Consider the following 11305-nt stretch of genomic DNA (forward strand, 5'->3'; position numbering starts at 1 on the left):
CCGGGTCGACGTGTCGACGGGCGCTGAGGGGCGCCCGTCACGGGGCTCACTGGTGGCGGTGCCGCCAGCCCTTCCAGGCCGACTCGATCATGTCGTCCAGGTCGTGTTCGGCCGACCAGCCGAGTTCCCGGTGGATACGGTCGGCGGAGGCCACCACACGGGCCGGGTCGCCGGGGCGGCGTTCCGACACCGCGGGCACCACGTCGTGGCCGGTGACCTTGAGGATGCGGTCCACCATCTCCCGGACGGAACTGCCCTCGCCCCGGCCGATGTTCAGGACGAGCGAGGTTCCCGCAGGAGTGTCCTGGAGGCGGCGGGCGGCCGCGAGGTGGGCGGTGGCGATGTCCTCGACGTGGATGTAGTCGCGGACACAGGTGCCGTCCGGCGTGGCGTAGTCGTCGCCGAAGATCCGGGGAGCCTCACCGGCTTCGAGGCGCTCGAAGACCATGGGGATGAGGTTGAACACGCCGGTGTCCGCGAGTTCGGGGCTGCCTGCCCCCGCCACGTTGAAGTAGCGCAGCGAGGCGGCCCGGATCCCGTGGGCCCGGGCGGCGGCGCCGATCAGCCACTCGCCGATCAGCTTGGTCTCGCCGTAGGGGCTCATGGGAGCGCAGGGGGTGTCCTCGGTGACGAGGTCCACGTCCGGCATGCCGTATACAGCGGCGGAGGAGGAGAAGACGAGCCGGTCGACCCCGGCAGCCGTCATGACGTCGAGCAGGGTCTGAAGCCCGGTGACGTTCTCCCGATAGTAGTGGAGCGGCCGCTCGACGGACTCGCCCACCTGCTTCTTGGCCGCGATGTGCACCACACCGGTCACATCATGGTCACGAATCGTCTGCGCGAGCCTCTCCGCGTCCAGCACGCTGCCGACCACCAGCGGAGCGTCGGCAGGCACGCGGTCGGCGCTGCCGGTAGAGAGGTCGTCGTAGATCACGACGCTCTCACCGCCCCGCATCAGGGCGCGCACCACGTGCGCGCCTATGTACCCGGCGCCGCCCGTTACCAGCCAGCTCATGGTCACCTCTCCTGTGCGGTGGTCAGTGTCTTCAGACTGGTCGGTGAGCCCCGGAAAATCGAATCGGGCAAAAGGGATGCGTTCTGAAGGAAAAGGTGAAAATCATCGGGACGTGCTCAGGTGGACGGACGACCGATTTCACGGAAACATCTCGTGAATCCCTTACTCTGATGGGCGGCGTGCCATCAGGTCGGTGAAGGCCGCGCCCCGGGCCCCCGCCCGTGTACCCAACGTCCGCCCCGGAGACAGGTTTGCAAAGGATGCCAAGACTCTCCCTCGTCGTCCCTGCCTACAAGGTGCAGGGGTACCTCGCCGAGTGTCTTGAGTCGGTCCTGGGGCAGGACTACGCGGACTTCGAAATCGTCGCCGTCGACGACTGCTCCCCCGACGGTTCGGGGGCCATTCTTGACGAGTACGCCGCACGGGACGCCCGTATTCATGTGATTCACCTCACGGAGAACGTCGGTCTGGGGCGCGCGCGCAATATCGCCCTGGAAAAGGTCCGCGGCGATTACGTCCTGTTCCTGGACAGTGACGACACGTTGGCCCCGGGGGCGCTCTCGGCCATAGCCGAGCGGCTGGAGGCCGCCGGCGATCCCGAGGTACTGGTCTACGACTATGTGCGCACCTACTGGAACGGCGAGGTCCGCCCGAACCAGCGGGCCCACCTGCTCAAGGAAGCCGACGGGGAGGTCTTCCCCCTCGCCGAGCGGCCACAGCTGCTCGATCTGCTGCAGATCGTCTGCAACAAGGCCTACCGCCGGGACTTCATCGCCCGGGAGGGCCTCATCTTCCCGGCGGGCTACTACGAGGACGCCCTGTGGACGTTCCGCTCCCTGATCGCCGCGGACCGCATCACCGTCCTGGACCGGGTCTGCCTGCTGTACCGGCAGCGGCGCGAGGGCGGCAACATCCTCGGCACCGTCAGCCGCAAGCACTTCGACGTCTTCGAGCAGTACCGCCGCGTCTTCGACTTCCTCGACGCACGTGAGGACGGGGCCCGCTGGCGCGCCCCCCTGTTCCGCAAGATGGTCGACCACTACCTGGCCGTCCTGGACCGCCCCGGACGGCTGCCGCAGGACGCCCGGGCGGAGTTCTTCCACCGTGCCGCCGCCGACTACCGTGACCGGAAGCCCGAGGGCTTCCGGAAGCCGGCCGGTGCCCGCGGCAAGAAGTACGCGCTGCTGGAACGCGACGCCTACGCAGGACTGGCGGGCGCCACGGCCGCGGTGAAGATCCGCAACACGGTCCGGGGCCGAGCGCGCACCACCCTCAACCGCTCCCGGCGCGGCGCCATGAGCCTGTACTACCAGTCCCGGCTGCGGCTGCCGCGCGACGAGAACCTGGCGGTGTTCTCCGCCTACTGGAGCCGCGGCGTCTCCTGCAACCCGGCGGCCATCGACTCCGAGCTCGCCCGCCTCGCACCGCACATACGCCGGGTGTGGGCGATCCACCCGGACGTGGCGGACACCGTGCCCGAGGGCGTCGACCACGTGCGGGTCGGGTCGCGCGAGTACTGGGCCGCCGTCGCCCGTGCCACGTATCTGGTCAACAACGTGAACTTCCCGAACGCCGTCGTGAAGCGGGAGGGCCAGATCCATGTGCAGACCCACCACGGCACCCCGCTGAAGACCATGGGCCTGGACCAGCAGAAGTACCCGGCCTCGACGAGCATGGACTTCGGCAAGCTCCTCGAGCGCTGCGACCGCTGGGACTTCAGCCTTGTCTCCAACCGGTTCTCGAGCGCCGTCTGGGAGCGGGCGTACCCGTGCTCGTACACCTCCCTGGCGACCGGCTATCCGCGCAACGACGTCCTGCTCAACTCCACGGCCGAGGACGTGCGCGAGGCCCGCCGCGAGCTCGGGTTGAGCGAGGGCACGACGGTTTTCCTCTACCTCCCGACGCACCGCGAGTACCAGCGCGACTTCGAACTGCGTCTCGATCCGGTGAGGCTGGCCGAGCGGCTGGGTCCGGACGCCGTGCTGCTGGTGCGCGGCCACCACGCCCACCACCGGTCCGACCGGTCGGCCGAGTTGCGGGCCGACGGCCGGATCCTCGACGTGTCCGCCCACCCCGCGGTCGAGCGCCTCTACCTCGCCGCCGACTGCCTGATCACGGACTACTCCTCGGCGATGTTCGACTACGCCAACCTGGACCGGCCGATCGTGGTCTTCGCCGACGACTGGGACATCTACTCCGCCGTGCGCGGCACCTACTTCGATGTGCTCGCGCAGGCGCCGGGTGCCGTCGCCACCACTGAGGAGCAACTGGCCGAGGTGCTCTGCTCCGACGCCTGGCGCGGCGAGCGGGCCACCCGGGCGCGGGACCGTTTCCGCCGTCGTTTCTGCGACTTCGACGACGGTCGTGCGGCCGAACGCACCGTGCGCCACATCTTCCTCGGAGAGCCCCTCGAGGCCCTGCCGCCCCTCGTCCCGCTGGACGAACGCACCCCCGCCCCGCCACCAGGACCGTCCCGCGACGCGGCGGTCCCGATATCCACCCACACGAGCCAGAGGTAGCTGCTGCAGTGTCCCAGCACCCCGACACAACGCCCGACATCAGCGTCGTCGTCATCGTCTTCAACGACGCGGCACGCCTTCCGACAGCCGTGCAGTCGGTCCTCGACCAGACCCTGCACAACGTCGAGGTGATCATCGCCGACGACCACTCCACCGACGCCTCCTTCGAGGTCGCGCAGCAGCTGGCCGCCCGGTCCGACCGCGTGCGGGCGATCCAGCTGCCGGAGAACAGCGGCGGCTGCGGCGAACCGCGCAACCAAGGCGTGGCGGTGGCCCGCGGCCGCTATGTGATGTTCCTCGACAGCGACGACACGCTGGAGCCGAACGCCTGCCGGAACATGCTGGAAGCTGCCGAGAGCACCGGCGCCGACCTGGTCTCCGGCCTCTGCCTGCGGGTCCACACGGACAACAGGCACGGCAAGACGGTCAAGTGGTACCCGTGGCTCTACCGGGAGACCCGTACCTTCGAGTCCGTCGCCGAGATACCGGACCTGCTGGTCTTCGACACCCTGTCGACGAACAAGTGCTACCGGCGCGAGTTCCTGATCGACAGCGGGCTGACCTTCCCCCGGGGCATCCACTACGAGGACCTGCTCTTCTCGGCCCAGGCCTACCTGGCCGCGTCCCGGATCACCCTGATCCCCAACACGGTGTACTTCTGGAACGTCGTCGAGAAGGCCGCCGAGAAGTCGATCAGCAACCGGCGCCATGAGATCAACAACTTCGCCGACCGGGTGGAGATCCACCGCAGGATCGACCGCATCCTCGCCGAACAGGGCCAGGACGAACTGAAGCTCCACAAGGACCGCAAGTTCCTCAAGCACGACCTCGTGCTGTACCTGCGGGACCTGCCCTTCCTGGACGACGAGTACCGGCACCTCTTCGCCGAGATGGCCCGCGACTACATCCAGGACTTCTCCCAGGAGGCCTACGAGGGCCTGTCCCCGATCCACCGGCTCTGCGCCTTCCTGCTGCTGCGTGAAGACTGGAAGAACCTCACCCCGGCGATCGACACGCTCATCAACCCGGGCAAGGTGTCCAGCTCCCTGGTGGAGCGCGACGGCCGCGTCTACTGGTGCGCGGAGCACCTCGACGACCCGGTGGGCCGCGAGATCCTCGACGTGACCGACCTCGGGTACCACGCCAAGCCGGTCCAGCGCCTCGCCCTGCGCAACCAGACGACCGCCTACACGGAGAGCCCCACGGGCGTCACGGTGTCCGGCGCGCTCGTCAACCCGCTCGGGGTGATCCCGCCGGACGCGAAGCTCAAGGCCGAGCTGGAGTTCCGCGCCCGCCGCAAGAGCCTGCAGACCTTCCGCTTCCCGGTGCAGAGCGTGCAGCACGAGGGTGCGTCCGTGTCCTGGCAGGCCACCGTGCCGCTCGCGGCGAAGCTCCGCCCGCTCGGCATCGTCGACGACGTGTGGGACGTGCGCCTCCACCTCACCGTCAACGGCGAACGGACCACCAGCCGGCTGACGGTCGGTCAAACCTCCCTGGAGGAGACCGGAGCCGTACGCGTCCGTCCCCGGCTCGGCCGGATGACGGCCGACCGCCTTCAGCCGCACGCCTCGGCCAAGGGCCACCTCGCCTTCCACCTGACCCAGCACGGCAGGCTCGCCCGCCGCACCTCGATGCTGGTGCAGCGCAACATGCAGAGTCCGCCCGCCGAGCTGGCGAAGAAGATGGCGCGCAAGGTTGTCGCGGCCCGCAAGGACCTTCACTCGGGCCCGCGCAAGATCGAGAACTACCACCGGATGATCCGGCTGCTGCCCGTCCGCAAGGGCACGGTGGTCTTCGAGAGCCACCTCGGCAAGCAGTACAGCGACAGCCCCCGGGCCATCTACGAGGAGATGCGCCGCCGCGGTGTGCCCTTCAAGGCCGTATGGTCCTACGCCGGCGAGCGTCCCACGGGCTTCCCGAAGGACGTCGAGCTGGTGCGCCGCTGGTCCTGGCCCTACCTCAGGGCGCTGGCGCAGGCCGAGTTCTGGATCGACAACCAGGGTTTCCCGCTGAAGCTGAACAAGCGCCCGGAGACCACCTACATCCAGACCTGGCACGGTTCCGCGCTCAAGCGCATGGGATTCGACGAGCCGAAGTACCGCATCAAGCCGGAGCACGAGCAGAGCGCCTACCAGGAGGCGATCGACCGGTTCGACTACTTCGTGGTGCGGGGCCGGCACGACGAGGAGACCCTGGCCCCGGCCTACCGGATCCCGGAGGAGAAGCTCCTGCGTACCGGCTACCCGCGCAACGACGCGCTGGTCCGCGCCAAGGACGCCGAGACCCTCGACCCGGCCGCGCGGGAACTCGCGGAGCGGCTCGGCATCCGCACGGACCGTCCCGTCGTCCTGTACGCCCCCACGTTCCGGGAGCAGAACGGGAAGGTCCAGAAGTTCGAGTTCCCGTTCGACATCGACGCCTTCGCGGACCGCTTCGGTGATCAGTTCACCCTGCTGATCCGGACGCACTACCTCAACAGCGTGACGCTCCCGCCCTCCGTGGCGGGCCGGGTGGTCAACGTCAGCGAGGAGCCGGACATCACGCCGGTCCTCCTGCTCGCGGACGCGATGATCACCGACTACTCCTCGGTGATGTTCGACTATGCGCTGCTCCAGCGCCCGATGGTCTTCTTCACCTACGACTGGGAGGAGTACGTCGACAACAGCCGCGGGACGTACTTCGACCTGTCCGAGAAGGCCCCCGGTCCTGTCGTCCGGACGGCGGAGGACCTCTTCGGCGTCCTGGAGGATCTTCAGGTCCTCGCCTCCGACCACGAGGCACGCCTCAAGGAATTCGTGACCCAGTACGGCGAGTACGACCGCGGCGATGCCGCCGCCCGGATCGTCGACCGCTTCTTCGGAAACCGGGGAGACGCCCGATGACACAGCGCGACATCATCTTCGTGGCCAACGAGGTCAACGAACTCGGCGGAGTGGCACGCTGGCAGGCGCTGATGGCCAAGCTGTTCGCCGAGAGCGGCCACCGGGTGACCATCGTCGGCATCGCGCCGCCCGAGGTCCCCATGGACCTGGGGGAGAACCCGCCGTTCGCCACGGTGACGCTCTACGACCAGCGCCCGCCGGGGCGCTGGCAAGCGCGGAGCCTGCACGACCGTGCCAACCTCAGGGCCCGGCGGCGCGAGGCCGTGCGTGAGGCGGGCATGCGCCGGGCCGCCGAGCGGCTGTCGTCCGTCTTCCGAGCCGCCCGGCCCGGGGCGATGATCATCGTGACCCAGGTGTGGGCCATGGAGTGGGTGGCCGTCGCCGACACCGCCGGGCACTCGGTCATCGGCATGAGCCACGAGTCCTACGAGTACTCCCGCGGATCCTCCCGCTTCCAGCGCGTCGAGCAGTACTACAAGGAGACCGACCGTCTGCTGCTGCTCACCCGCGAGGACGCCGACCTGTGGATAGGCCGGGGCCTCAACAACGTCGGCTATATGCCGAACCCGCTGCCAATGATGCCGGAGGTCCCTTCCGAGCGGACCGAGAAGGTTGTCGCGAGCATCGGCCGGCTGGGGCACCAGAAGGGCATCGACATGCTTCTGGACACCTGGGCCGAGGCGTCGCCCAAGCACCCCGGCTGGCTCCTCAAGATCTACGGCTCCGGCCCCGACGAGGAGGCCCTGCGGCAGCAGTGCACCCGGCTCGGCCTGGACGGATCGGTGGAGTGGGCCGGCCAGACGGATGACGTCGCCGGCGCGCTGCGGGGCGCGTCCGTGTTCGTGCAGTCCTCCCGGGGCGAGGGTTTCCCCCTGGCCCTGCTGGAGGCGATGGCCTGCGCCGTACCGTGCGCGGCCTTCGACTGCGCCCCGGGCGTGCGCGAGATCATCCAGGACGAGGAGGACGGCCTCCTCGCCCGCCCCGGCAATGTCTCCGAACTCGCCTACCAGCTGGGCCGTCTGATGGAGGACGCCGAGCTCCGCGACACGATGGGTGAGCGGGCGCGGACGAACGTCCAGCGGTATTCGCCCGCGGCCATCTCCGAGCGGTGGGAGGAACTGTTCACGTTCCTGGAGCGCTGAACCGTTCCGTGCGCGGCACATGACGAGGGGGACCAGCCCGTACAGGGCTGGTCCCCCTCGTCGTAGGAACTGTCGGCGGCAGCGGACCCCGCTGCCGCCGACGCACCGTGCCCGGCTGGGAAACCCCAGCCGGGCACGGTGCGGGAACCGCTCGGGCCACGGTCACCGGAGTCGTGTCCGGTGCTCTGCGGTCAGCGGACGACGTAGCCGAAGCGGCCGCCGGCGGCCGGGAGGCCGCCCGTGCCGGGCTGGTACGTGGTGATCGCGGCGTTGGTGCCGCCTGCGGTCACGTTGGACAGCGGCAGGCCGTAGGCCGTGCCGTAGCCGGACGGACCGTAGGGCATGCCCACGTACAGCTTGGTGCCGGTGAAGTGCATGCTGACACCCAGGTGCTGGTTGGCGCCCGCCGGGCCGGGGATTCCGGAGGTACCCGCCTCGATCCAGCGGTCGTTGTCGCCGCGGGAGCCGAGCAGCGAGAAGGTGGTGATGGCGCCGGCCTTGGCCGTGGTGCCGACGGCCTCGTCCGGGATGCCGACGGCGAGCTTCATCGTGGCGGCGGAGCTCACCGCGCGCGGCGCGGTGTTGACGGCGGCCAGGGTCTGGCCGAAGTGGTCGCCGGCCTCGGAGGTGCCGACCATCTCGTCGGTGGCGGAGCCCGAGTAGTACACGTTGAGCTGGCTGTACGTGCCCGTCGGGGTGATGCGGAAGGTGATCACATTGCCCGCGTCGGCCTTGTTGACGCCGTCGATGTCCAGGTCCTCGCCCGGCGCGCCGACTGCGAGGATGGACTCGGTGGCGGCCGCCGCCCCGGACGGGCGGTAGGGAACCAGGGCGAGGGACTTGCCGAACAGGTCGCCGGCCTCGGCACCGCCGGAGACGGTGTCCAGGTCCTGGTCGAGACCGAACAACGGGGTCGGGCGGCCCTCCGAGTTCAGCTTGTGGTCGAACACCGCGACGTTGCCGGCATCCGCGTCGGTGCCGATGGTCTCGTTGGGGGCGCCGATGGCGATGTGGTTGGCGTCGGCCGCGACCGTGCCGCCGAAGCCGTCGCCCTCCTCCACGGCACCCGGCACGCCGGTGCTGTCCTGGCTGATGGCCACGTTGGTGTCGCCGTGCACGTAGAAGGCCATGCCCGCCTTGGCCACCTTGCCGATGGCCTCACCGGGGTCGCCGATCACGATGAACGGATCGCCCGCGGCGGTGGTCCCGGACGCGAGGGCCTGGCCCATGCGGTCGCCGCTCTCGGCGGCCGAGGCCTTGAGGGAACCGGTGCCCGTGCCCTGCTCGAAGTGGGTGTCCTTGGTGGCGCCGGCGCCGATGCCGCCCGGCGCGCCGTACAGGAGGTCGACCATGCCCGCGTCGGGTGCGGTGCCCAGGTCTTCGGAGGGGGTGCCGACGACCAGGTCGGTGCAGCCGTCCTCGTTGTAGTCGACGGTGGCCAGGGCCTCGCCGAACCAGTCGTTCGGCTCGGCGTCGCCCGGCACCCAGCTCAGGTCCTGGTTGATCTCGGCTGTGCCCTTACCGCCGCCGTAGACGATCCGGACCACACCGGCGCCGTCATCACCGCCGACGGTCGCCTTGGGGTCGGCGATGGCGGTGTCCTCGATGCCGTCGCAGTTGAAGTCGGTGATACGGGGGGCACCGACGGTGGAGGTCACCCAGGAGGCCAGGTCGTCGACGCGGGCGGCGATGCCGCCGGTGCGGGTCTCGGAGGCGTCGATGCCGAAGCAACCGCCCTGGTACGACTGGCTGTTGAGGGCCACCAGCTGCGGCGTGCCGCCTGCCGTGCGGACCACGGGGCCGCCGGTGTCGCCCATGCAGGCGGCCGCGCCGTCCTTGCCGGTGACGGTGGCCGAGCCGGCGGCGGCCGAGTCCACGGTCAGCGCGCCGGTGTGCAGCGTCAGCGGCGCCCACTCGGTCTTGGTGCGGCCGTATCCGGCGAACTTCAGCTCCTCGCCCGCGGCGGGTGCGGTGGTCGCCACGGCGATGGGGGCGACGTTGGTGACCGGCCGGTTCAGGCGCGCAAGGACCATGTCGCGGTCGGTGCGGGGAACAAGCTGGACGATGTCGCGTACCGCCCCGTCGGAACCGCTGAGGTCGGAGCGGCCGATGGTGGCGGTGGTCGGGGTCTTCGGCTTGCCCGCGGGCACGGCCAGGCTCGCGGCGGGGTTGTCGGCGAAGCAACTGGCGGCGGTGAGCAGCCACTCGGGGTCGACCAGGACGCCGGAGCAGCCGCGGTCGTGGTCGCCGACGATGACCTGGGCGGTGTAGCTGAAGCTGTTGTCGCTGACGGACGCGCCGGTGACGGCCGCCGCGGGTGCGGCGCATACCGCGACCGGGCCGGCGATCAGGGCCGCGGCGAGCGCGGCGAGGCGCATATGTCTGGTGTGTCGCATGACGTGATTCCTTGGACGTGAGGTCCCGGGGACCGGGAGTCCCCGGTGGATCGGCTGGCGAACGACGCAGCGGCGGGCGCTACTTGGAGGTCCTGATCTCCACGAGCATGTGCTCACGGCCCTGCGGGTCCGCGCTCTCGCCGACGGCGGTCCAGGTGTTCTTCGCGATGTCGAAGCTCTTCTCCTCCGTGCCGACGGTCATGTCGACCTGGGCCGAGTAGTCGTTGCCCCGGACGGCGTAGACGGAGGGGATCTCCAGGGTCAGCCAGCCGCTGTTGCCGGTGACCTGGAAGCAGACCTTGTCCTTGCTCCGCGCCCAGACCTCGAGGAAGCCGGTGCCGCCGGCACAGTCGGCGAGCGTGATGTGGCCGTCGCCGCGCTTGAGGACGATGTTCTTCTCGGCGAGGATCTTGTCGGCCTGTGGGTAGTCGAACTTCTCGACGGCGTAGCCGGGGGCCTCTCCGGCGGCGGGCGCGACCGTTTCGGAGGCGGTGCCCTGGCCGGCGGACGCTCCTCCGCCCAGCAGCGTGACCCAGGTCAGGGCGCCCGCGGCCGCCAGGGCGGCGGTGCTTAGGAGTCTCCGGCGCAGTGGCTTTGCCGTCGTGGCACGTGCCTTCATCGCAATCCTTACTTCTCGCCTCCGGAGAACGAGCGCGAGCATGTTTCAGGCATGGAAATGAAGGCAACCGGAATTCGGCATTCTGTCTCCCCCAAGTCCCGCCGTGGAATGCTGACGGTCGGTCCGGATTCCGTTGATCGGACGCGCCAATAAAACCGTAGGTGAAGAGTGTCTGTCCACTTCGTAAAGTGGTTAAATGGGACGCAAAACCGCCGTGTTGATATGAGGTTGGTCACGCCCGTTTCGAGGTTGTGTCGTCCGCCGCAAATGATTCGACAAAAACTGTGGGGTCAGGTGGAGAGAATGAAGCCCAGGAGCTCCATGACGATCACCGAGATCAAGAGCGGCGCCCGGTATCGGGCCGGGTACTGGATGCTCGCCGGCTTCACTCCGCGGCGCTGGTCCTCCGCGTACTGGCGCAGCAGCTTCCTGGACGGGAAGAAGCCGATGGCGAGCCCCAGCCAGCTGAAGGAGTAGAGAATCAGCATCTGCGAGGTATTCCAGTGCTGATACTGGCGGGCGCCCACGGCGATCATACCGAGACAGCATCCCGCCGAAATGGCCAGGTAAAGTGCCATTGCCTTCGGCCTTCTGAACACCCACTGCACACCGAGGCCGAGAACCACGGTGGCGAAGGCCGCCAGAAGCAACAGCCAGGGCAGAGGAAGTCGGGCGAGCATAGCGGGTTCCTTTCCGCGATGGAGAAGGGCCGGCGGCGTCGGAGCCGCCGGC

Annotated in this window: 7 protein-coding genes; 3 read left to right on the forward strand and 4 right to left on the reverse strand. The window is 69.2% G+C overall.

The window, feature by feature from the left end; genetic code table 11:
• Window positions 1–46 precede the first annotated feature (46 nt).
• Window positions 47–1015, reverse strand: coding sequence for a UDP-glucose 4-epimerase GalE (gene galE, locus ACFY2Z_RS21475; protein ID WP_390745696.1), 969 nt, complete (start codon window positions 1013–1015; stop codon window positions 47–49).
• A 260-nt stretch (window positions 1016–1275) separates the two neighbouring features.
• Here galE and ACFY2Z_RS21480 point away from each other — a divergent pair, with 260 nt between their 5' ends.
• The 3 genes from ACFY2Z_RS21480 to ACFY2Z_RS21490 are packed head-to-tail and all read left to right on the forward strand — an operon-like array spanning window position 1276 to window position 7558.
• Window positions 1276–3534: a CDP-glycerol glycerophosphotransferase family protein gene (locus ACFY2Z_RS21480; RefSeq protein WP_390745697.1), complete on the forward strand. Its 2259-nt coding sequence runs from the start codon at window positions 1276–1278 to the stop codon at window positions 3532–3534.
• A gap of 8 nt (window positions 3535–3542) precedes the next feature.
• Window positions 3543–6416, forward strand: a complete 2874-nt coding sequence (locus ACFY2Z_RS21485) for a CDP-glycerol glycerophosphotransferase family protein (protein ID WP_390745698.1) — start codon at window positions 3543–3545, stop codon at window positions 6414–6416.
• Window positions 6413–7558 carry a glycosyltransferase family 4 protein gene (locus ACFY2Z_RS21490; protein ID WP_390745699.1) on the forward strand — a complete coding sequence of 382 codons (1146 nt, stop codon included), beginning with the start codon at window positions 6413–6415 and terminating at the stop codon, window positions 7556–7558. The genes ACFY2Z_RS21485 and ACFY2Z_RS21490 overlap by 4 nt, the downstream gene beginning before the upstream one ends.
• Before the next feature lie 191 nt (window positions 7559–7749).
• Here ACFY2Z_RS21490 and ACFY2Z_RS21495 read toward each other — a convergent pair whose 3' ends face one another.
• The 3 genes from ACFY2Z_RS21495 to ACFY2Z_RS21505 form a co-directional block, all read right to left on the reverse strand.
• Complete coding sequence (locus ACFY2Z_RS21495) at window positions 7750–9954, reverse strand: trypsin-like serine protease (RefSeq protein ID WP_390745700.1); 2205 nt, start codon at window positions 9952–9954, stop codon at window positions 7750–7752.
• Between the two features lie 79 nt (window positions 9955–10033).
• Window positions 10034–10573 (reverse strand): hypothetical protein, encoded by a 540-nt coding sequence (locus tag ACFY2Z_RS21500; protein ID WP_390745701.1) that lies wholly within the window; start codon window positions 10571–10573, stop codon window positions 10034–10036.
• A gap of 290 nt (window positions 10574–10863) precedes the next feature.
• Window positions 10864–11253, reverse strand: a complete 390-nt coding sequence (locus ACFY2Z_RS21505) for a hypothetical protein (protein ID WP_390745702.1) — start codon at window positions 11251–11253, stop codon at window positions 10864–10866.
• Between the last annotated feature and the right edge of the window lie 52 nt (window positions 11254–11305).

Origin of the sequence: Streptomyces sp. NPDC001222, assembly GCF_042896945.1 — a bacterium.
GTDB classification, from domain to species: Bacteria; Actinomycetota; Actinomycetes; order Streptomycetales; family Streptomycetaceae; genus Streptomyces; species Streptomyces gibsoniae.

Bases quoted from the DNA above. Each gene is read 5' to 3' on its own strand.
- galE (WP_390745696.1), bottom strand. From the start codon at position 1,015: ATGAGCTGGCTGGTAACGGGCGGCGCCGGGTACATAGGCGCGCACGTG.
- ACFY2Z_RS21480 (WP_390745697.1), top strand. From the start codon at position 1,276: ATGCCAAGACTCTCCCTCGTCGTCCCTGCCTACAAGGTGCAGGGGTAC.
- ACFY2Z_RS21490 (WP_390745699.1), top strand. From the start codon at position 6,413: ATGACACAGCGCGACATCATCTTCGTGGCCAACGAGGTCAACGAACTC.
- ACFY2Z_RS21495 (WP_390745700.1), bottom strand. From the start codon at position 9,954: ATGCGACACACCAGACATATGCGCCTCGCCGCGCTCGCCGCGGCCCTG.
- ACFY2Z_RS21500 (WP_390745701.1), bottom strand. From the start codon at position 10,573: ATGAAGGCACGTGCCACGACGGCAAAGCCACTGCGCCGGAGACTCCTA.
- ACFY2Z_RS21505 (WP_390745702.1), bottom strand. From the start codon at position 11,253: ATGCTCGCCCGACTTCCTCTGCCCTGGCTGTTGCTTCTGGCGGCCTTC.